Source organism: Microbacterium esteraromaticum (genome assembly GCF_017303215.1).
GTDB classification, from domain to species: domain Bacteria; phylum Actinomycetota; class Actinomycetes; order Actinomycetales; family Microbacteriaceae; genus Microbacterium; species Microbacterium esteraromaticum_C.
This window is the reverse complement of the sequence record NZ_JAEMWU010000001.1, coordinates 332,644-353,612: the sequence shown is the minus strand read 5'-3', so window position 1 is coordinate 353,612 and position 20,969 is coordinate 332,644. Positions and strand designations below refer to the sequence as shown.

The window sequence follows — 20,969 nt, the reverse complement described above, 5'->3', positions numbered from 1 at the left end:
GACAGTGTCGGATCGCCCTCACCACCCCGCGGGTCCCGCTCAGTGGTGCCACCGGGGCACCACGAGCGGGCTGCCGGATTCTGGGTCGGTGAGCACCCGGGCATCCAGACCGAAGACCTCGGCGAGCAGGCTCTCGGTGATCACCTCATCGGGGGCTCCGGTGGCGACGACGCTGCCGTCGTGCATCGCGATGATGTGATCGGCGTAGCGGGCCGCCTGATTGAGGTCGTGCAGCACCGCCACGAGCGTGTGACCGTGACTCCGATTCAGGTCGCGGCACAGCTCGAGCAGCTCCAACTGGTGGCTGAGGTCGAGATAGGTGGTCGGCTCGTCGAGCAGCAGGATCGGCGTGCTCTGGGCGAGGGCCACGGCCATCCACACCCGCTGCCGCTGCCCACCCGAGAGCTCGTCGACCATCCGGCCCGACAGGTGCCGCACACCGGTGGCGTCCATGGCGTCGGCGACAATCCGCTCGTCCTCGGGTGACCACGGCGAGAACAGCCGCTGATGCGGATATCGACCGCGCTGCACGAGATCGACCACGCGGATGCCATCGGGCGCCACGGGACCCTGCGGCAACAGACCCACCGTGCGCGCGATCTGCTTGGTGGGCTGGGCGTGCAGGGCATGGCCGTCGAGCATCACCCGCCCGCTGGTGGGCGTGAGCAGGCGGGTCAGGCTCTTCAGCAGCGTGGACTTGCCGCAGGCGTTCGGGCCGATGATCACGGTGAACCGGCCGTCGGGGATGTCGACCGAGACGTCTGTGCAGATCGTGCGGTCGGCGTAGCCGAGGGTTGCCTCTTCTACGAGCAGTCGGGTCATCGGGTCTTGCCTTCTCTCATCAGCAACCACAAGAAGTAGAGCCCGCCGATGCACACCGTGACGATGCCGACGGGAAGCGGGGAATGGGGGTGGATGCGCTGCGCCACGACGTCGGCCAGCAACAGCAGGAACGCCCCCACGGCGGCGGTGGGTGCGAGGGCGAGCCCGTCGCTCGGCACGAGCCGCCGCGCGATCTGCGGCGCGGCGAGGGCGATGAACGACACCGGCCCGATCGTCGCCGTCGCGATCGCCGTGAGCGCGACACCCACGATGACCGCCGCGACCTGAACCGAGCGCACCCGCTGGCCCAGCGCCGTGGCGAACGGCGCGCCGATGCGCATCAGCCGCATCGGGCGCGAGAGCAGACCGGCCGCCACGAGGAACACAGCGGCGGCCGCACCGGCCAGCGCGACGTGCCACCACGTGACGCCCGCCAGGCTGCCCGCACCCCACAGGCCCGCCATCAGGGCGTCCTCGACGGTGGCGGTCAGCATGAGCCAGACGTTGAACGAGGCCAGCATCGCGCTGACGCCGATGCCGACGATGATCAGGCGCACGCCGCGCACAGCGCCGCGCGTGATCGAGAGCGAGAACACCACCAGCGCGGTCGCCATGCCTCCGATCAGCGCGGCGATCATCGTCTCGACCGAGCCGCCGCGCAGCACCAGCATCACGATCAGCGCACCCGTGAACGAGCCGGTCTGAAAGCCGATCACGTCGGGCGAACCGAGCGGGTTGCCGGTGAGGTTCTGAAAGATCGCGCCACTGATCGCGAGACAGGCGCCCAACAGGATCGCCAGCAGAATGCGCGGGGCGCGCCACTCGGCGACGACCATGTTCGTGTAGTCATCGCCCGCCCCCGCGATCACCTGCAGTACCTCGCCGAGGGTGATCTGCGCCGAACCGGTGGCCATTGCGAAACAGGCGAGGGCGAACGTGGCAACCCAGAGCACCGAGCAGACGACCACCGAGCGGGCGTCGAGCATCAGCACGGGGCGCTCGGGCTTTCCGACCCGATAGACCGTGCGACCGAAATCGAGCTGTGTCATCGTTCAGACCTCCTGGACTCGTGCGCGGCGCACCATCGCGATCAGCACCGGGGCGCCGATGAAGGCGGTGACCACACCGACGGGAACCTCACCGGCGACAAGCACCCGCCCGAGCACGTCGGCGAAGCCGAGCACCGTGGGCGCCAGCACGATCGAGTAGGCCATGATCCACCCCTGATGCGGACCCACGAGCATCCGAGCAAGATGCGGAGCCATCAGCCCGATGAACCCGATGGGGCCCGCGACGGCCGTGGCACCGCCGGCGAGGAGCGCGATCGAGACGAGTGAGATCAGGCGGATGCGCTGGGGCTTGGCGCCCATGGCGATCGCGGATGCCTCGCCGAGGGCGAGTACGTCAAGAGAGCGGCTGCTCAGCAGCGCGATGACCAGCCCGATGACGATGAACGGGGCGATGGACAGCACGGCGTCGAGGGACTGCGACGCCGTCGTGCCGGCCGACCACCCGCGCATGCGCCGGAGTACATCGGAGTTCGACAGCAGCACGGCCGAGGCGAACCCCGACAGCACGGCGCCGAGGGCGACCCCGGCGAGAGTCATGCGCACGGGGCTTGATCGCACCGGGCCGCTGTTGCCGATGGCGAAGACGAGTACCGAGGTGATCAGGGCCCCGGCAAACGACCACCACATGTAGTCGGCGACGTCGGTTAGGCCGAGAAACGCGAGCCCGAACACGACGGCGAGCGAGGCTCCGGCGTTGACGCCGAGAATGCCGGGGTCGGCGAGGGGGTTGCGGGTGACCGCCTGCATCAGCGCACCGGCGACGCCCAGTGCGGCGCCGGCCAGCAGCACCAGCAGCGTGCGCGGAACGCGCGACTGCCAGACCACGTTCGACAGCGGGTCGGCTGGGTCGGGAGCGAACAGGAACTGGGTGATCTCGGCGGGGGACACCCCTCGCGACCCGACCAGCATGCTCAGGGTGAGAGCAGCGAGGCACAGGGCCGCGAGGGGGATGAGCCCCACGCCGCGCAGCGTGGGCGCGGTGGTCACAGGTGGCTGCGCCGTGGCATCCGTGGTTCTCACCGACGTGTCAGGCGACGTCCTCGGACGCCGTGACCAGCTCGGCCATGGCGTTCAGCCACGCGGCATACGCACTGCTGGTCATGGCACCCTTCGAACCCCAGGGCCCCAGCTGGCCGGCCGACACCGCCGGCAGGCTCTGCCACAGCTCTGCCGTGAACGCGAAGTCGTCCGAGTACCCCTCGACGAGGATGATGTCGGCGGGGTGGGTCGATGCCTCTTCCCAGGCGACCTGACCCCACGGGTTGCCGCTCTCGGGCTTGTCGGGTCCGATCACCGTGGCGCCCAGCTCGGCGAGCAGATCCGACGGGGCGAAGCCAACGGCCGTGTAGAGCATCTCTTTTCCGGGGCTGGTGAACATGATGCCGAGGTCCTTGTCGGCGACCGCGGCGCTGAACGTCTTCTTGGCCTCTTCATAGTCGGCGTCCGCGGCGACGATGTGGTCGGCCTCGACGTCGGCGCCGAAGAACGCGGCGAGGTCGCGGACGGCGGCGATCCCGGCATCCACCGAGTCGGTGTACTGCACCGGAACGAACGGCGCGACCCGCGTCAGCTGAGCGTTGACGTCGTCATCGAACCACGACCAGCCGTCGGCACCGCCGTGGCCCAGGATCGCATCGGGGCGCAGCGCGGCGAGCTTCTCGACATCGATCTCGCCGTCCTGCCCGACGCGCTCGATGTCGCTGATGTCGATGTCACCCATGACGAACGGGTTGTCGCAGTCGTAGCCGAACAGCGCCACCGGCTCGACGCCGTACTCGTGCAGCGAACTGTAGGCATAGCAGTCCATGACCAGCGTCTCGGGCTGCGCGTCGAACGCGATAGACAGGCCCGCCTCGGTGGGGTGCGTCAGCACGATCTCGTCGGCGGTCTCGTCGGACGCATCCGACGAGGCGGGGCTGGAACCGCACCCGCTCAGTGCGAGGATGCTGACGGACAGGACTGCGGGCAGGGCGTATCGCTTCACAACGAGACCTTTCAGTCGGGATCGGTGCTGCCTGTCGAGGTAGTGCGAGGCGAACGGCAGCATCTGAGAAATTAGCAAAGGCTAACCTAACTCGAAATGCGGGTGGCGTGCACGCCGCTCACCCCTCAACCACCCGTTCACCCGCCGGATGCACACGCGTAACGACGGCGTCGCACGATGGGGCGGTGCGTGGCGCGTCGATGACCGTGATCGTGCCGGCCAAGGACGCCGGCGCGATGATCGGCACGACACTCGAGACGCTCACCCGACAGTTCGACGACGACCGGGCACTCAAACTGGTCGCGGTCGACGACGGCTCCCGCGACCGTACGGGCGAGATCATGCGGCAGTACGCCGAGCGCTTCGCGCACGCCGAGGTCCTTCGCAACGAGGTGCCTCGGGGCCTTGCCACCGCCCGCAACCAGGGGCTGGCGCACGTCGAGGGCGATGCGTTCTGCTTCATCGACGGCGACGACTGGATGCAGCCCGGCCGCCTGCCCGTGCTCGCCCGCGCACTGCACGGCCTCGGCTGCGACTTCGTGCGCACCGATCACGTCACCGTCACCGGCGCCGACCGCCGCCTGGTGCGGGCGCCGTTCACCCATCGCGGCGTCGTCACCGACCCCCGCGCGGCGGTGCTGCCGGTCGAGGACCGCAGCATGGTCGACTACCCCTACGCGTGGGCGGGGCTGCTGCATCGGCGCGTAATCGACGAGGGCCTCGCCGATTTCAGCGACGGCCTGTTCACGGCTGAGGACCGCCCCTGGATCTGGCGGCTGCACCTGCACGCGCAACGGTTCGCCGTCGTCGACGCCCCGCACCTGCTCTACCGGCGCGGCCTGCCCGGGTCGCTGTCTCAGGCCCCCGATGCACGCCAGCTGCATTTCACCCGCGCCATGGGCGAGGTACTCGACATCGTCACGTCGGATCGCGAGGCCGAGCGGATGCTGCCCAAAGCCGTCACCACGGTGCTCGCGCTCAGCGCGCACCACCTCGTGCGGTCACGGCGGATGCCGGCCACCGTGCGCCGCGAGATGCGCCGCGGCATCGGCGACCTGCTCGCCCGCCTGCCCCGAGACCAGACCGATGCCGCGATCGCCCGGTTCGACGGGCCGCGCCGACGGGTGCTCGCCCGCACACTGCGAGGGGCCCGATGAGCAGCATCCAGATCTTCGCCCTGCACAGCCCCTACGGTCTGATGGCCGCCGTCGCCGCGCTCGATGCGGGCCTGCTCGGCGACGCCGAGCGGCGCATCCTGGTGCCGATGAATACCGCGCACGTGCCCGAGACGGCGATCGACCTCGCCACCGCGCCCCGGTTCGCGCGCCTGCGCGCACGATTCGACACGGTCGAACCGTTGAACCCGCTGGTCGATCCGCGGCATCCGACGACCTGGGATCCCGACCCGCAGGACCTGCCGATGATCGAGCGGCTGCTGCGCCGCGCATGGAACCTCGGCGCCGCCCCGGTCGAACTGTTCGTGCAATCGCCGCAGGTGGCGCCCGCCCGCACGCTGATGGCGCTGTTCGCCGATGCCCGCCTCGGCGTCATCGGTGACGGACTGATGACCTATGCGCCGATCCGCAGCCTGCTGCCGCGGCAGATCACCGAACGCGTGACGCGCGTCGTGTACCCCGACGTGGTCGCGGGCGTCTCTCCGCTGGTGTTCGTCGAGACCGGGGGCGAACGCGTGCCCGTACCCGCCGCCACCTTCGGCACCGTGTTGCGCGAGGTGGGGGAGGCGCGGTCCGATCCGGCGCTCGACGCGCTCGCCGCGGGGTCGGAACGCACGGCCCTGGTCATCGGCCAGTACCTGGCCGCGCTCGGGCTCGTCACGCCGGCCGAGGAGACCCAGATGCAGGCACGGATGATCGACCGCGCCGCGGATGCCGGAGCCGAGCGGGTCGTCGTCAAACCGCACCCCTCCGCGCCACCATCGCTGGTGGTCGATCTCGCCGCCCGAGCCACGGCCCGCGGCCTGCGGTTCGATGCGTACACCGGAGACCAGCCGGCCGAGTTCGTCGCCCTGCGGCTGGGGGCCACCGACGTCATCGCCGGGTTCTCGACGGCGTTGCCCACAATCCGGGCGATCGCCGGCACGGCCGTGCACGCTGTCGGGACCGCCGAGGTACTTGCCGGCCTCACCCCCTACGAGAACAGCAATCGGATGCCCGCGACCATCGTCGACGCGATGAACCGATCCGAGTGGGACGGTCGCCTGCAACAGCTCGTCGACGCGGTCGGATACGCCATGCAGCCCGAGATCGTCGCACACCTGCGGCCGCGGGCGGTGCGGACGCTCGCCGCTCTGCCGCCGAGCGAGCGCGAACGCTACGTGCCCCCCGCGCGACTGCGCACCCTTGACCTGCCGGGGGCGCCAGCGCGCACGCGGCTGCAACGTCTGCTGCTGCCGCGCGGGGGAGTGGGCCGGATCGAAGAACTGAGGCTGACGGTCGTGGGCGCGAAGCGCCGCGCCGGGCGCGTATGGAAGGCGGCGAGCGGACGATGACGGGGACGACGACGGGCATCACAGTGGCGATCATCCCGGCGCGGGGCGGATCGAAGGGTGTTCCGGGCAAGAACCTGCGCCGTGTCGGCGGGGTGTCCCTGGTCGAGCGCGCAGTGCGGGCGACCGCCACCGCCGACGGTATCGACCTGGTCGCGGTCAGCACCGACGATGAACGGATCGCTGCGGTCGCCAACGCCGCCGGCGCGCGCACGATCGCCCGCCCTGCCGAGTTGTCGGGTGACACCGCGTCATCGGAGAGCGCCCTGCTGCATGCCCTCGACGTGCTCGAGGCGGACGGCATCCGCGTCGCCACGGTCGTGTTCGTGCAGGCGACTTCGCCGTTCCTTCCCAGCGCTGGGATCGCCGAGGCCGCCGCGCACATCGCCGCCGGGCGCTTCGACAGCGTGTTCTCGGCTCACGAGACCTACGGGTTCCTCTGGCGCCGCGACGGCGACGGGAACGCGGTCGCGATCAACCACGTCGCCGCGCACCGGCCGCGGCGACAGGATCGCGAGCCGCACTACCTCGAGACGGGGGCGTTCTACGCGTTCGACGCCGAGGGGTTCCGCGCTGCCGGGCACCGCTTCTTCGGACGCATCGGCATCGTCGAGGTGCCCGCGTCGACGGCGATCGAGATCGACGACGAGCAGCAGCTCGCCCTTGCCGACGCGCTCGCGCGGGCGGCGGGCGATGCACTCGCGCCGCACAACATCGGAGATCTGCACAATCTCGGAACGATCCCGGCGGATGGTTCCGAAACTGCGCAGAACTCCGAGCGGGCGGATGCCACAAACCCAGCACCTGCCGGCATCGCCGCACCTGCCCGCATTCCGGCATCCGTTCTCGTGACCGACTTCGACGGCGTGCACACCGACGACACCGCCTTCGTCGACAGCGAGGGCCGCGAGACCGTGCGCGTCAGCCGGGAGGACGGCATGGGGGTTTCGCGGCTACGGCGCGCGGGCATCCCGATGCTCATCCTGTCCACCGAGCAGAATCCGGTGGTCGCACGCCGCGCCGAGAAGTTGCAGGTGCCGGTGCTGCACGGCGTTGACGACAAAGCGTCGGCGCTCGCCGCATGGGCGGACGAGAACGGCATCGCCCTGACCGATATCGCCTATGTCGGCAACGACGTCAACGACCTCGGCCCGCTGGGCCTCGTCGGCTGGCCGATCGCGGTCGCCGACGCGCACCCTGCCGTGAAGGCGGTGGCGCGCGTCGTGCTCAGTCGCGGCGGTGGACGCGGTGCCGTGCGCGAGGTGATCGAGCGGATGCTGCCGCGCTGACGACCTGTCCGACCGCCACGCTTCTGCCGAACGTCACCCTGCCGCCGCCTCGGGTTCACCTCGCCTGCGTAGACCGGGATGAACCGGCTGGAGCACCCAGCCTCGGGGGGAATGGAGTTGTCATGACCGTGAGCATCGAGGGCCGCGTGATCGGTGGGGGACACCCCACGTACGTCATCGCCGAGATCGGACTCAATCACAACGGCGACGTCGAGATCGCCAAGCGGCTGATCGATGTCGCGCGCGAGGCCGGTGCCGACGCGGTGAAGTTCCAGAAGCGCACCCCCGAGATCGCGACGCCCGAGCACATGCGCGACGTGCCGCGTGAGACGCCGTGGGGCACGATGAGCTACCTCGACTACCGCCGTCGGGTGGAGTTCGACCGCGATCAGTACATCGAGATCGGCGACTATGCGACGATGTCGGGATTGCACTGGTTCGCGTCGCCCTGGGATGTGCCGAGCGTTGGCTTTCTCGAAGACCTCAATGTCGTCGCGCACAAGGTCGCTTCCGCGAGCCTGACCGACACCGAGCTGCTGCAGGCGCTGCGCGCCAGCGGCAAGCCGGTGATCCTCTCCACCGGCATGTCGACCATCGAGCAGATCGACCGCGCCCTGGAGACCCTCGGGACCGACCGCACCATCCTGCTGCACGCCACGTCGACGTATCCGATGGAGCCGGGCGAAGCGAACCTCAAGATGATCCCGACGCTGCGCGACCGCTATGCCGGAGTGCCGATCGGGTACTCGGGTCACGAGCGTGGTCTGCAGATCTCGCTGGCCGCGGTGGCGCTCGGTGCGGTCGCCGTCGAGCGGCACATCACCCTCGACCGTGCGATGTGGGGATCCGACCATGCCGCGTCGCTCGAACCGGGCGGACTGGCACGCCTGGTGCGCGACATTCGGGTGATCGAGCAGGCACTCGGTGACGGAGTCAAGCGGGTCTATCAGGGCGAGCTCGCCCCGATGGCCAAGCTGCGACGCGTCAGCGCATGAGCTTTCCCGGCAGCACGCCGCCCCGTCTGCGGGTCGTGGCGATCGGCGACGCCGACTCGTTCGTGAAGTGGGCCGCGCACCTCGTCGACCAGGTCGATGACATCAGCCAGCATCTTCTGCTGGTGCAGACACCCTTGGTCGTCAGCGACGCGCAGCGCGACGCCGCGCTGGCGGGCACCCGGTTCGCGCGGCATCCGCGGTCGGTGACCCGCATCCGCTTCTCCGAGGTGACCTCGTGGCTCGCGAAGGACGCCCCGGACGTGGTGGTGCTCGCCGGGCGGGCGCCGTTCGTGCGGCTGATGGGTCGCGAGATCGACCGACTGCGTCGACGCCCGGTCGTCGTATCGGGCCTGCCGGGCATGTCGATCCCGGCGTTGCGCGGTGCGTTGGAGTACCGCCGGCACTGCGATCTGATGGTCGTGCACTCGCACCGCGAGGTCGACGCGTTCGAACGGTTGGGTCGTGCGCTCGGCGTGAACGTGCCGATCGCGCTGGCGACGCTGCCGTTCGCGGGGCGCAGGCATGCCCGCAGCGGCGGCACCGATCTGGTCTTCGCCGCACAGGCGCTGGTGCCCGCCCAGCGCGAGGATCGTCGTCGCATCGCTGAGATCCTGCGCCTGGCGGCGGTCGCCGACCCGACCAGGCGGGTCGTGGTCAAGCTGCGCTCCCGCCCCGGTGAGGTCGAGGCGCACCAGGAGCGCGACGGCTACACCGACCTGCTCGACAACGCCCCCGAGAACCTCATCTTCTCGTTCGCGCCGATGCGTGAGGCACTCGACACCGCCGAGGGGCTGGTCACGGTCAGCTCGACCGCGGCGATCGAGGCGATGGCGGCCGGTGTACCGGTGATCGCGCTCGATGAGTTCGGCGTGCAACCGGCGATGCTCAACCACGTCTTCACCGGCAGCGGCCTGCTCGGTGGCGCCGATGACGTCGTGGCGCGCCGCTTCCGGCATCCGGATCCTGCTTGGGCGGCGACGAACTACTTCCACGATCCTCGCGACTCGGGGTGGTGGGCACAGGTGCGGATGCTGGTCGCGCAGCGCCGTCGCGGAGACTTACCCGCCCGGGTCGTGCCCGCCGAGCGCGGCGGCGCTCTGCACGCCGCCTGGCACCGCCGTCAGGTGCTCGGCGCAGAGGACACGACGTTCTCGGGGTGGGCAGCGTCGATCGCCGTCACTCCGTTGCTTGCCGCGCTGGCGCGGGTGCGGCATCGCCGCGCGGGAGGGGCGGATGCCGTCATGGATGACGTCACGCTGGCGCCGAGCCCGCTGGTGGAGCCGATCCGGCGGCGGACGGCAGCATCGCCGCGTATCCGGTAGACTGTTGTGGTTGTCTGCCTTGTGGCATCCATTCGGGATGCGCGGGCGGGCGACGTGCAACACACCCTCCTGCTGCCGGGAAAGTCCCGGGAGCCGTTCTAGTCCGAAGGAGGTGGGTAAGTGACGCACCAGTACGAGCTCATGGTCATTCTGACCCCTGAGCTGGACGAGCGCCAGGTTGCCCCCAACCTCGACAAGTTCCTGAAGGTCATCACCAACGATGGTGGCTCGATTGACAAGGTCGACGTCTGGGGCAAGCGCCGTTTCGCCTACGAGATCAACAAGAAGAACGAGGGCATCTACGCCGTCGTCAACTTCACCGCCACGAGCGAGGCCACCCAGGAGCTCGACCGCCAGCTGAAGCTGAGCGAGCTCGTGTTCCGCACCAAGGTCCTGCGTGCCGAAGAGGCACAGGCCATGGTCGCCGCCGAGGCCAAGCGCGCCGCCGAGAAGGCAGCCCGTAAGCCCAAGGTCGCGAAGGCTTAAGTCTCATGGCCGGCGAAACCGTCATCACCGTGGTGGGCAACCTCACCGCAGACCCCGAACTGCGTTACACGCAGAACGGCCTGCCGGTGGCGAACTTCACCATCGCCTCGACGCCGCGTACGTTCGATCGTCAGGCCAACGAGTGGAAGGACGGCGAAGCGCTGTTCCTCCGCGCGTCGGTCTGGCGCGACTTCGCCGAGCACGTGGCGGGCTCGCTGACGAAGGGCATGCGTGTTGTCGCGCAGGGCCGCCTGCGTCAGCGTTCCTACCAGGATCGCGACGGCAACAACCGCACGGCCATCGAGCTGGAGGTTGACGAGATCGGTCCGTCGCTGCGATACGCGACGGCACAGGTCACGCGGGCCGCATCATCGGGCGGTGGACAGTCGCGTCCGCAGCAGCCGCAGCAGCAGGTCTCGGAGGAGCCGTGGTCGACGCCCGGTTCGTCGAGCGCTGACGCGTGGAGCACTCCGGGCAGCTTCGGCGACGACACCCCGTTCTAACTTCTGGATAGCCGGCCCACAGGGCGGCATCCGATTCTCATCTCTTAAGGAAAACTCATGGCTGGAAAGTCGAGCGGCGACCGCCGCAAGCCGCGGAAGGGTGGCAAGCCCACCGCTCCCGCGAAGTCGATCCGCGTGGGCGTCATTGACTACAAGGACGTCGCAACGCTTCGCAAGTTCATCTCGGAGCGTGGCAAGATCCGCGCCCGTCGTATCACCGGTGTCTCGGTGCAGGAGCAGCGTCTGATCGCCAAGGCGATCAAGAACGCACGCGAGATGGCGCTCCTGCCTTACGCCGGCGCTGGCCGCTAAGGGGTACCGACAATGGCAAAGCTGATTCTCACGAACGAGGTCGCCGGGCTCGGAAGCGCCGGAGACGTCATCGAGGTCAAGAACGGGTACGCCCGTAACTACCTCATCCCGCAGGGCTACGCCGTGGCGTGGACCCGTGGCGGCGCCAAGCAGGTCGAGTCGATCCAGGCGGCCCGCAAGGCCCGTGCGATCCACGACCTCGACGAGGCGAACCACCTCAAGGCGAAGCTCGAGGCCGGCAAGGTGCGCCTGGCCGTCAAGGCCGGTGGCGAGGGCCGTCTGTTCGGTTCGGTCAAGCCGGCCGACGTGGCCGACGCCGTTGCCGCTGAGGGCCTTGGCTCGATCGACAAGCGCAAGGTTCACATCCCGGCGCCGATCAAGGTCATCGGTGAGCACGAGGCGACCGTCCGTCTGCACGACGACGTCACCGCCGTGATCACCCTTCAGGTGATCGCCGCTAAGTAAGCGACAGCTGTTCGAAAGGGCGGGGTTCTTCGGAACCCCGCCCTTTCTGCGTCTGACCTCAGGGGGCGCCACACCGTGCGGGTTCGGGTGGGGAACGCCCGAACCCGCACGACAGGGGCGATCAGGCGCGCTGTGCGCCGCGCATCAGGGTGCTACCCATCAGCAGCAGCGACAGTGCCAGCAGCACCAGGGCCGGGGCGACGGCCGAACCGCCCGTCGCCGCCAGCGTCTCGCCGCCGGTCGTGGTGCCCAGCACCGTCGGCAGGGACGTGCCGGGGGACGCGACGGCGCCCGGCTCGGTGCCGGGGTCGATTCCCGGGTCCGTTCCGGGGTCGGTGCCCGGGTCCGTTCCGGGGTCCGTACCGGGGTCGGTGCCCGGGTCTGTTCCGGGGTCGGTGCCGGGGTCGGTTCCCGGATCTGTTCCGGGATCGGTCGACGTTCCGGGCACCGTTACCGTGCTCTCCCCCAGCACCGAGATGGCGTTGCCGCCGATCGTGATCGGAGCCGTGATGGGCAGCAGCACCTGGGTGCCGCCGAGCAACGACCCGAGTCCGGATGTGACCGCCCCGATCGGTGCCGTACCGCTCGGCTGACCCGCACTCACACCGGTGACGCTGCTGTGGCCGAGTACCGAGATCGCATTGCCGACCACCGTCACCGGGGCAGTGATCGGAGCGATGACCTGCGTGCCGCCGAGGATGCTGTCGGTGCCATCCGTGACCGCTCCGAGGCCCGGTGCGACCGGATCCGCGGTGGTGTCAGAAGGCGTCGCCATGTCAGCCGAGCCGTGCGACTGCGTGACGCTGCTGTGGCCGAGCACCGAGATCGCATTGCCCGACACGGTGATCGGTGCGTTGACCGACACGAGGGCCTGCGTGCCCGAGAGCACACCGCCCAGCCCCGAGGTCTGCACGGAGGATGCCGGCTCCGAAGGCGTGTCCGCCGGCGCCGGTTGCGGTGCCGGATCGGTCGTCACGGTTGACGTGCCGAGCACGCTCACCGCGTTGTCGACCGCCGTCACCGGTACGTCGACGTCGACCACGGCTTGGCTGCCCGAACCTACCCCCTCCGCACCGCTGGTCTGAGCGGACGGCGTGGGGTCAGCAGGGGCGGATTCCTGTGTGGGGGCCGGGTCGGTGGCATCCGATTCCGACGTCACGGGGACGACGGTCTCGACGACGCTGGTGCCGAGCACCGAGACGGCGTTGCCGACGACCTGCAGCGGTGCCGTCACCGGCGCCAGGATCTGAGTGCCGCCGAGAAGGCTGTCATCACCGTTGGTCTCGGCCGCGCCGGCGGCGGATGCGCCGAGCAGCGTGATGCCGCCGGCGATGAGCGCGCCCCACAGGGCGTGCTTAGCGAAAGTGCGCATGAGTGTTTCTCCTGATCTGTACGAGGTGAGGGCGGCACGGATGTGCGCCCGAGCGTGCCGATGCGGGCATCGGCCTGCCCCTCGTCAGTCAGGAGAGACGTCGGTGTCGCCGACCGGAGCCGGCGGAAGAGCGGAGTCGGCCGGTGGGCCGGCCGAGACTCCGGAGTCATGCAGATGCGACACCGAGGGGTGCACGGCGGCGTGCCCTCCACCGGCAGAACCACCCGGTCCCGCTGTCGCGCTCGCCGGGACAAGGCCCGGTGGCGGAGCAGAAGTCTGCTTCGGATGCTCGATGCCGGCCGCGGTGGTTGTGGCGTCGCTGGAGGACCCTCGCGGGTTCGCGCCACCGGGCCACGGCGTGCGGTGCGTGTCGGTCGTCGGGAGGGTGATGGCGGGCGTGGCGTCTGCGGTGGCATCCGCCGTCGTGTCGTCCGGAAGGACGGCATCCGGACCGGTGGGGAGCGCGGGCTCGCCGACGTCGGGCGTGGGGCCGGTGGGATGCTGCGGGTCGAGCGCATCGACCACGGGCGGCACGGTGCCGTCCACGACCGGGGCGAGGTTGTCGACCACACCGTCAACGGCGCCGGCGGAGTCGTCGAGCAGATCCGTGGCGCCCAGGCCATCGAGCACCTCGCCGACCACCGGCACCTCGCGCACCGTGTCGGTGACGGGGCGCACGACCGACGACACCGGCGCATCGGATACGACGTCAGCGACGGCATCCGTGGTCGATGAGACGGTCTGACCGACCGTGCCGAGGGCATCCGACGCGGTGGAACCGACCACCGGCACCGACGCAACGGTCTTCGCCGTCTTCGTGACCACCTGCTGCGCCGACTCGACGACGGGTTCGGTGACCGCGACGACCGCCTCGGCGGCCTTCGCGACGACCGGATCGACGACCTCGGTGACCGCACCGGTGACCAGTGACGACAGGCCCGACAGTGGGGTGGAATCGTCATCGTCGGCGTGTGCATCGCCGCCGCCGACCAGCACGGTCAGCGCGGCCCAGGCGAGCACCGCGAGGCCACCCCAGCGGATCGCCGCGGGAACGCGGCGCCTGGAAGCCTCGACGCTCATGCCTCATCGCCCTTCGACTCAGCTCATTGCGCGAGACGTTACCGGATCGCTGAGGGGGAGTCCACCACCGTCGAAGATTCGCCATTGAACATGTGGGACGGTGGTGGACTCTGCGACCGGCGGTGACGCGCCGGCCGCGCCCACGATCCGGAAGTAGGGGTTCCGGACCGCGGTCGGGGTGACGGGTGCCTCGTGAAGGGAGTCGAGGCACCCGCCTGGCGGTGGTGTGGGGCCGACCGCCGCGCAGCAACCGTACGGAGAGGGGGTCCGTGAACGGTGTCTGCGAGGTCGACACGACGAGGTGAGACCGGGGAGAATCACCCCGCCGCATCGACTTCTGGATCGTCGACGGCGGTCACCATCCGCGGTGGATGGGACGGGCGTCGACGGAAGTCGTTACGCGGAGGGTGCGTGAATGCCCGGGTGGGCGAGAGGCGCGAAGATGCGCATGGGAGTGCTCCTGATCAGGTCGGGTCGGTGGCGCGGTGAGCGCGCCCGCGTGTCGACGTGAGTCGACCGGACCGGAGATCAGTCGGGGGAGCAGTCCGTCGAGCCCGCGGGCCCGGACGGGGCGCGGTCATCCGCGTGCGCGCGGACGCCGAGCAGGATGCGCGTGAGCGCGGAGTGGCCAGCGGCGGCATCGCCGGTGACCTGAAGCGGAGCAGCACCAGAGGCTCCCGCGCCGGATGTCGCCGGAGCGGCGTCGATGCCCGGCACGTCGAGCGGTTGCGGGACGTGGGCCGGTGCGAGGTGGGCGGCTGCGGCTGATTCGGGTACGACTTCGGCAGGGCTGGTGTGCGTGGCACGCGCAAGCGGGTGGGCAGTGGGTGCGAAGCGGATGCCGTACGAGGCGGATGTTACGGACGTGCGCGCCTCGGCGCTCGCGGACGCGCTGTTTTCGTCGTCGATGCGGTCATGGCCGTACGCGTTGCCGTTGCCGTTGCCGTTGCCGTTGCCGTTGCCGGGGTGGTCGGTGTTGCCCGGCGTGTGCGGCGTGGATGAATCGGGCTTGTTCGCGTGGCCCGGGGGATTGGTGGGCTTCGGCTTCTCGGCTGCCGATGCGTCGGATGCCGGGGCCGATGCTCCGGGGACGCCTGCCCAGTCCGGGGTGGTCTTCGGGGTGTCGGGCTGAGGCGTCGGCTTGGGCGCAACGGGCTTGGCCGGGGTGCTGGGCTTGGCCGCGGTGTCGGGCTTAGCCGCGGTGTCGGGCTTGGCCGGGCTTGCCGAGGAGGCGTTCTCGCCGGGCTTTCCCGCGTGCTGCGGTGTGTTCGGCGTGGCGGAGCTGCTCGGAGTGCTGGTGGTCTTGCTCGGCTTGGTGGTCGCGTTGTCCGGCTTGATGGACGACGTTGCGGCGGCGGGCTTCGCGGCTGCGGGCTTCGCGCTCGGCGCGGGCTGCGCGTTCGGCTTGGCGTTGTTCGGCGTGGCGTTGTTCGGCTTGACGGCGGGCGTGTTGGCGGGCGTTGCGCCGCGGGTGTCGTCGGCGCTCGTCGTTGCGGGCGCCGAGGCGGCAGCATCCGAAGGTTCCTCCGCCGATGCCTGCGAGGCGCCGAAGATCGAGGCGAGAACCACCCACGCGAGCACGCCGAACGCAGCCCACAGCCATTTCACGATGCTGCGGCGATCTGCTGACGCAAGTCGCACGGCCCCTCCCCAGGGTGAGCCTCTCGCGGGCGCGCGAGAAAAGCTCGATCGTGTGAAGATACCCCGACTTGCTATGCGTGTCCATACAGCCGCGCGGACTTGACCAGAACGCAACACCCGGGATGACGCGTCGACTTGACTTTCCCCAGGTTGTACACATTGGTGCGTAACCCGGGCAACCTTCAACGTTTGCTTGAACCCGATTGTCATCCACAGGGTGGGGAAACTGTAAAAACCTGTTCAGGGCGAATAAACGCGTCAATCTTGACAACTGTCCACCGGGTTTTCCACAGGGGTTCTGCACAGACACTCCGGAGTTGTTCGCACACTCTCCACAGAGTTATCCACAGGGGCGCTTGCATGGGGATAACTCTGCTCTTACCGTGGGGGAAGCCAGGGTGTCTGTGGTTCATGTTTCGCTGTCGATAGCGGCCGGACAGCCATTCGGTTCAGCGGGTCGGCGGTGCAGTTCACACCGCCTCTGCCAGGAGGGGGAACGGTGTCGATCGCAGACATCTCAGATGAGCGACTGGGCGCTTCGCGCGCACCCGAGCGGACTCCTCCGCACGACCTGCTGGCAGAGCAGAGCGCACTGGGCGGCATGCTGCTGTCGAAGGACGCCGTTGCCGATGTGATCGAGACGCTCAAGGGCGCCGATTTCTACATCCCCAAGCATGAGCTGATCTTCGAGGCGATCCTGTCGCTGTACTCGCAGGGTGAGCCCACCGACGTCGTCGCCGTCACCGACGAGCTGATCAAGACGGGTGAGCTGGGTCGAGCCGGCGGCGCTGACTACCTGCACACGCTGACGTCGATCGTGCCGACGGCAGCCAACGCGGGTTACTACGCCGGTATTGTCGCCGAGCGGTCGATCCTGCGCCGTCTGGTCGACGCCGGTACACGCATCGTGCAGCTCGGCTACGCGGGTGAGGGCGACGCGACCGACCTGGTCAACAACGCGCAGGCCGAGATCTATTCGGTCACCGGTGCCGAGGCTGCCGAAGACTACGTGCCGCTGACCGTCGCCGTCGACGCGGCCGTCGAAGAGATCGAGGCCGCCAACGGTCGCGACGGCACGATGACGGGCATCCCCACCGGGTTCCGCGAACTCGACGAGCTCACCAATGGCCTGCACGGCGGCCAGATGATCGTCGTCGCGGCGAGGCCCGCTATGGGTAAGTCGACGCTGGCTCTGGATTTTGCGCGAGCGGCGTCGATTGGCCACAACGAGCCGTCGATCTTCTTCTCGCTCGAAATGGGCAAGAGCGAGATCGCTATGCGGCTGCTCAGCGCCGAGGGTGCTATTCCGCTGCAGAACATGCGCAAGGGAACGCTCGACCCGCGTGACTGGACGACCGTCGCCGCGACGCGTGGCCGCATCAACGATGCGCCCCTGTACATCGACGACAGCCCCAACATGACGCTCGTCGAGATCCGCGCCAAGTGTCGCCGGCTCAAGCAGCGCGCCGGTCTGCGTCTCGTCGTGATCGACTATCTGCAGCTGATGACGAGCGGTAAGCGCGTCGAGTCTCGTCAGCAGGAGGTGTCGGAGTTCTCGCGTGCGCTGAAGCTGCTTGCGAAGGAGCTTCAGGTGCCGGTGATCGCCCTGTCGCAGCTGAACCGTGGTGCTGAGCAGCGCTCAGACAAGAAGCCCGCGATCAGCGACCTGCGTGAGTCGGGCTCGATCGAGCAGGACGCCGACATGGTCATCTTGCTGCACCGCGAGGCCGCCTACGACAAGGACGTGCGCCCCGGCGAAGCCGACCTGATCGTTGCCAAGCACCGTAACGGCCCCACCGCGACCCTTACCGTCGCCTTCCAGGGCCACTACTCGCGGTTCATGGACATGGCTCCGGGCGGGGACTTCGCGTAAGTGTAGGTTTCGCCGAAAGCACAGGCCCGCGCCCTCGTGACGTCCACGTCGGGTCGTTCGGTGGCGATTCACCAGCCCAGCGAACCCGGTTCTCCCTTGAATGGCCCTCGAACGCGTGCGGTGATCCAGCCACCGTAGAAGCGACCCGGTTGCGGGGTGACCCGCTCGCCGCCAACGGTGCAGGCATCCATGTCACCGGCGTACACGGCGACGCGCCCCTTCAGCTCACGGAATCCGTGCGTTGGGTTCGGGTATGTCCACGCGGCTCTGTGTGCGCTCCGAGTCCCACCGTGGACATCGAAGTAGGCCGCTTCACCCTTGAACTCGCAGCGTGATGTTCCCTGAACAGGTGTGAGCGCGCCGCTGACGAATGACGCCGCAGGTAGGTAGTAGACGGGCGGGTGGCTCGTCTCGAGCACACGCACGGCGTCGAGGGTGTCTGCGATGAGTACACCGCCGAGGCTGATCGTGACGCGCTCGAGCACACGTTCAACTCGGGGCGGTCGCGGATAGGCCCATACCGACTCCTCGCCAACGCCCACGGGATCCGGCTCCGGTCGTCTCATACCGTGAGCGTACTCGCGGCTGTGATCCTATTCGGGTGTGCCCTCGGTGAGCCCGCCCCCAACCCGCCCCCTCATCCTTGACGCTGCGTCGCGTACCACGACCGGTGCTGCACGCTGGCGCCGAGCGACTCGAACAGTGCCAGCGATGCGGCGTTGCTCGACTCGACGTCGACGAGGTACGAGCGCACCCCGCGCTGCGCCAGCATGGCGGCGGCCGCCCGGATCACCGACCGGCCGGCGCCGCGCCGGCGCAGCTCGGGGTGGGTGACGAGGTTCGTCATCACGCCCCACTTGTTGCGCTCCACGATGCGGCAGGTCGCCACCAGCGACCGGCTGCCATCCGCCCGAGGGGCGTACGCGGTCACGACGCTGCACGGCTGGTCGGCTTCGATAAGCGCGCGGAACGCTTGCGCAGAACCCGGGTCGCGCTGGCTCGCCCACACCGCGAAGTGCGTCTCGGTCGGCCGGTCGCTCACATCGATGACCAGTCCCGGCGCGGCAGCATCACGTGGAGACACCACCCCACCGGCCGCCTCTTTCGTGGCGCCGGTCAGCAGCAGTGTCGACTCGGAGGTGCTGTACCCGCGTGCCGAGAGCAGCGGTGCCAGGCCGGCGCATTCGGGGGCGAGCGCCGTCGACGGGTCGGCCGAGTAGATCTGCACCCTCGCGGGCTTGTCACGGGTGGCGTACCAGGCCTCGACCGCGTCGAGGCTCTGCTCCCAGCCCAGACCCGTATCGGTGACCGGCAGAGCGCTGTTGGCCCGCTGCGTGGCCGAATCCGAACTGCGCAGCAGCCACCCCTTCGACAGCAGCCCGAGATCGGAATCGGCATCCGACACCTCCTCGCGCAGGTTGTCGATCTGCAGCCACGACGAATCCGCGGGCAGCCAGGCCGCGGCCGAGATGCGACGCAGGTCGACGGCCGACACGACCCGGTGCGTGCGCCCGGCGCGCGTCGGCGCCGGCGGCACCTCGTGCACCACCAGAATGCGCGTGCGCTCCACCCGCACTGGGCCCTGCTTCGTGTCGATCTCGACGGCCTGATCGTCGACGGCGCGGATCACACCCAGCGCGTCAGAGGTGGCGTGCGTGTCGCCCGGGTGCAGTGCGTAGCGCACCACCACTCGTTTGCCGGGTTGCAGATCGTTCACGTCGCCCCTTCCGCCGAAGACTCCAGCCTCTCACCTCTCAGCGGCTGACCTCGGCAAGCACCTCCGCGAGGTCGCCGGGACGGCTCCACATCGGCCAGTGCCCGGTCGGCAGATCGCGGTAGTCGACGTCCGTGTAGTTGCCGAGCTCGGCGAACATCGGGTGTCCTGCCGCGACGAGTTCGATCACCTGTGCGCTCGGGATCGAGCAGCACACCAGTGTCGTCGGCACGGCGAATCGAGCAGCGTCGGTCAGCTCCACGGCCTGCCGCAGCACGGGCACTGGTTGCGCGACGGCACGGGATCGAAAGCGCTCGAGTGCTGCCGCCTCGAGTCCCTCGACGCTCGCCTGCTGTGCGAGCACCTCGAACGGCGGCAGCGCGAGCGCGACTTCCCCTTCGGGGTAGTCGGGTGCGAAGGCGCTGCCGGCCGCCACCGGGCCGCTGTCGACCCACACCACGCGGGCCACGCGGTCGGACATGCGGTCCAGCACGAGGGTCACCGGCGCGTTCGCTCCGCTGTGCGCGACGATCACCACGGGCTCGGACTGAGCGGCGACAACGCGTGCGATGGCCGCCGCCTGGTCGTCGAGCGTGCGGTCTGCTCGGTCGGGGTCGGTCTCGTCGAGCCCGGGCAGCGTCAGGGCTGTCGTCGGCACGCCCTGCGCTTCGAGCAGGCGGGCGACCTCGTCCCAGGCCCAGGCGCCCAGCCAGTGGCCGGGAACGAGCAGGAGCGGGGGAGCGCTGGTGAGATGTGTCATGCCACCAGCGTCGCAGGGGCGCACGACAACGGCATGGCACTGTTTATGACAAGGTTTGACAAACTTTGGCAGGGTGGTGAGGTGAAGAGAACCGAACGTCTGCACGCGCTCGCAGAGATGCTGCGACGACGTGGTGCGCGCGGATGCACAGCGCAGCGGCTGGCTGACGAGTTCGGGGTCTCGTTGCGGACGATCAAGCGAGACCTCGACGCTCTCGAGAACAGCGGTGTGCCGATCTGGTCGAGGCCAGGACCGGGTGGTGGCTACGGCGTCTCGTCGCGGGCGAACCTGCCACCCATCACCCTGAGTCCCGCGCAGGCCGTCGCGCTGCTCGCGGCCGTCGCTGCCGCAGCCGACGCGCCCTACGCCGACCTCGCCTCGGCGGGCGTCCGAAAGATCATGGATGTGCTCGACCCCACCACACGTGCGAAGGCCGACGGGCTCGCGCGACGCATCTGGGTCGACGGCGGCCAGGCCCCTGGGAGAGCGGTCCGGTCGGCGCTTGAAGAGGGGATGGCCGAGCAGCGGATCGTGCGCCTGCGTTACACGTCCGGCGACGGTGCGACGACCACGCGCGATGTCGAGCCGGTGATCTTCGCCTCGACGTCCGGACGCTGGTATCTGATCGGGTGGTGCCACCTGCGGCAGGCGATGCGGTGGTTCCTCGTCACTCGCATCGAACGCGCCACCGTGACCGCGACGCCGTGCGGTGACCACACCGTCGACGAGATCGGCGAACCTCCGCCGACGGCACGATCCGTGCAGGCCTGAGACC

The 20,969-nt window shown here is 69.3% G+C and carries 21 protein-coding genes; 11 read left to right on the top strand and 10 right to left on the bottom strand.

The window, feature by feature from the left end:
* Positions 1 to 39: 39 nt before the first annotated feature.
* The 4 genes from JF543_RS01645 to JF543_RS01630 are packed head-to-tail and all read right to left on the bottom strand — an operon-like array spanning position 40 to position 3,876.
* A complete protein-coding gene (locus JF543_RS01645) occupies positions 40 to 822 on the bottom strand; it encodes an ABC transporter ATP-binding protein (protein WP_206822552.1) in 783 nt (260 codons plus the stop codon).
* Entirely contained in the window at positions 819 to 1,871 is a 1,053-nt protein-coding gene (locus JF543_RS01640) for a FecCD family ABC transporter permease (RefSeq protein ID WP_206822551.1), read from the bottom strand. Before JF543_RS01640 ends, JF543_RS01645 begins: the two co-directional genes overlap by 4 nt.
* A gap of 3 nt (positions 1,872 to 1,874) precedes the next feature.
* Positions 1,875 to 2,879 (bottom strand): FecCD family ABC transporter permease, encoded by a 1,005-nt coding sequence (locus JF543_RS01635; protein WP_347401065.1) that lies wholly within the window; start codon positions 2,877 to 2,879, stop codon positions 1,875 to 1,877.
* A gap of 40 nt (positions 2,880 to 2,919) precedes the next feature.
* Positions 2,920 to 3,876, bottom strand: a complete 957-nt coding sequence (locus tag JF543_RS01630) for an ABC transporter substrate-binding protein (protein ID WP_206822550.1) — start codon at positions 3,874 to 3,876, stop codon at positions 2,920 to 2,922.
* Between the two features lie 185 nt (positions 3,877 to 4,061).
* Between JF543_RS01630 and JF543_RS01625 the strand changes: the two genes are divergently transcribed.
* The 9 genes from JF543_RS01625 to rplI all read left to right on the top strand — a co-directional run bounded on the left by JF543_RS01625 (position 4,062) and on the right by rplI (position 11,754).
* Positions 4,062 to 5,033 carry a glycosyltransferase family 2 protein gene (locus JF543_RS01625; RefSeq protein WP_206822549.1) on the top strand — a complete coding sequence of 324 codons (972 nt, stop codon included), beginning with the start codon at positions 4,062 to 4,064 and terminating at the stop codon, positions 5,031 to 5,033.
* Positions 5,030 to 6,385, top strand: coding sequence for a polysialyltransferase family glycosyltransferase (locus tag JF543_RS01620; protein ID WP_206822548.1), 1,356 nt, complete (start codon positions 5,030 to 5,032; stop codon positions 6,383 to 6,385). Before JF543_RS01625 ends, JF543_RS01620 begins: the two co-directional genes overlap by 4 nt.
* Positions 6,382 to 7,671, top strand: a complete 1,290-nt coding sequence (locus tag JF543_RS01615) for an acylneuraminate cytidylyltransferase (protein WP_206822547.1) — start codon at positions 6,382 to 6,384, stop codon at positions 7,669 to 7,671. Before JF543_RS01620 ends, JF543_RS01615 begins: the two co-directional genes overlap by 4 nt.
* A gap of 122 nt (positions 7,672 to 7,793) precedes the next feature.
* The gene (locus JF543_RS01610) at positions 7,794 to 8,666 is read left to right on the top strand and encodes an N-acetylneuraminate synthase family protein (protein ID WP_206822546.1); all 873 of its coding nucleotides are present in this window, start codon (positions 7,794 to 7,796) and stop codon (positions 8,664 to 8,666) included.
* A complete protein-coding gene (locus JF543_RS01605; RefSeq protein WP_206822545.1) occupies positions 8,663 to 9,988 on the top strand; it encodes a DUF6716 putative glycosyltransferase in 1,326 nt (441 codons plus the stop codon). Before JF543_RS01610 ends, JF543_RS01605 begins: the two co-directional genes overlap by 4 nt.
* Before the next feature lie 120 nt (positions 9,989 to 10,108).
* Positions 10,109 to 10,474: a 30S ribosomal protein S6 gene (gene rpsF / locus JF543_RS01600; protein WP_179409612.1), complete on the top strand. Its 366-nt coding sequence runs from the start codon at positions 10,109 to 10,111 to the stop codon at positions 10,472 to 10,474.
* A 5-nt stretch (positions 10,475 to 10,479) separates the two neighbouring features.
* Positions 10,480 to 10,977, top strand: coding sequence for a single-stranded DNA-binding protein (locus JF543_RS01595; protein WP_179409613.1), 498 nt, complete (start codon positions 10,480 to 10,482; stop codon positions 10,975 to 10,977).
* Positions 10,978 to 11,034: 57 nt separating this feature from the next.
* Entirely contained in the window at positions 11,035 to 11,289 is a 255-nt protein-coding gene (gene rpsR / locus JF543_RS01590; RefSeq protein ID WP_071641238.1) for a 30S ribosomal protein S18, read from the top strand.
* Between the two features lie 12 nt (positions 11,290 to 11,301).
* Positions 11,302 to 11,754, top strand: a complete 453-nt coding sequence (gene rplI / locus JF543_RS01585; protein ID WP_179409614.1) for a 50S ribosomal protein L9 — start codon at positions 11,302 to 11,304, stop codon at positions 11,752 to 11,754.
* 121 nt (positions 11,755 to 11,875) lie between these two features.
* On the opposite strand, the gene JF543_RS01580 is transcribed toward rplI, so the two are convergent.
* The 3 genes from JF543_RS01580 to JF543_RS01570 form a co-directional block, all read right to left on the bottom strand.
* Complete coding sequence (locus JF543_RS01580) at positions 11,876 to 13,126, bottom strand: hypothetical protein (RefSeq protein ID WP_206822544.1); 1,251 nt, start codon at positions 13,124 to 13,126, stop codon at positions 11,876 to 11,878.
* An 84-nt stretch (positions 13,127 to 13,210) separates the two neighbouring features.
* Complete coding sequence (locus JF543_RS01575) at positions 13,211 to 14,206, bottom strand: hypothetical protein (protein ID WP_206822543.1); 996 nt, start codon at positions 14,204 to 14,206, stop codon at positions 13,211 to 13,213.
* A 528-nt stretch (positions 14,207 to 14,734) separates the two neighbouring features.
* Positions 14,735 to 15,847, bottom strand: a complete 1,113-nt coding sequence (locus JF543_RS01570; protein WP_206824359.1) for a hypothetical protein — start codon at positions 15,845 to 15,847, stop codon at positions 14,735 to 14,737.
* Positions 15,848 to 16,346: 499 nt separating this feature from the next.
* On the opposite strand from JF543_RS01570, the gene dnaB reads away from it, so the two are divergent.
* A complete protein-coding gene (dnaB, locus tag JF543_RS01565) occupies positions 16,347 to 17,720 on the top strand; it encodes a replicative DNA helicase (protein WP_179409618.1) in 1,374 nt (457 codons plus the stop codon).
* A gap of 68 nt (positions 17,721 to 17,788) precedes the next feature.
* Here dnaB and JF543_RS01560 read toward each other — a convergent pair whose 3' ends face one another.
* The 3 genes from JF543_RS01560 to JF543_RS01550 all read right to left on the bottom strand — a co-directional run bounded on the left by JF543_RS01560 (position 17,789) and on the right by JF543_RS01550 (position 20,194).
* Complete coding sequence (locus tag JF543_RS01560) at positions 17,789 to 18,286, bottom strand: DUF427 domain-containing protein (protein ID WP_179409619.1); 498 nt, start codon at positions 18,284 to 18,286, stop codon at positions 17,789 to 17,791.
* Positions 18,287 to 18,357: 71 nt separating this feature from the next.
* Positions 18,358 to 19,437, bottom strand: coding sequence for a GNAT family N-acetyltransferase (locus JF543_RS01555; protein ID WP_206822542.1), 1,080 nt, complete (start codon positions 19,435 to 19,437; stop codon positions 18,358 to 18,360).
* A 37-nt stretch (positions 19,438 to 19,474) separates the two neighbouring features.
* Positions 19,475 to 20,194: an alpha/beta fold hydrolase gene (locus JF543_RS01550; protein WP_179409621.1), complete on the bottom strand. Its 720-nt coding sequence runs from the start codon at positions 20,192 to 20,194 to the stop codon at positions 19,475 to 19,477.
* 81 nt (positions 20,195 to 20,275) lie between these two features.
* On the opposite strand from JF543_RS01550, the gene JF543_RS01545 reads away from it, so the two are divergent.
* Positions 20,276 to 20,965 carry a helix-turn-helix transcriptional regulator gene (locus JF543_RS01545; protein WP_179409622.1) on the top strand — a complete coding sequence of 230 codons (690 nt, stop codon included), beginning with the start codon at positions 20,276 to 20,278 and terminating at the stop codon, positions 20,963 to 20,965.
* The last annotated feature ends 4 nt before the right edge of the window (positions 20,966 to 20,969 follow it).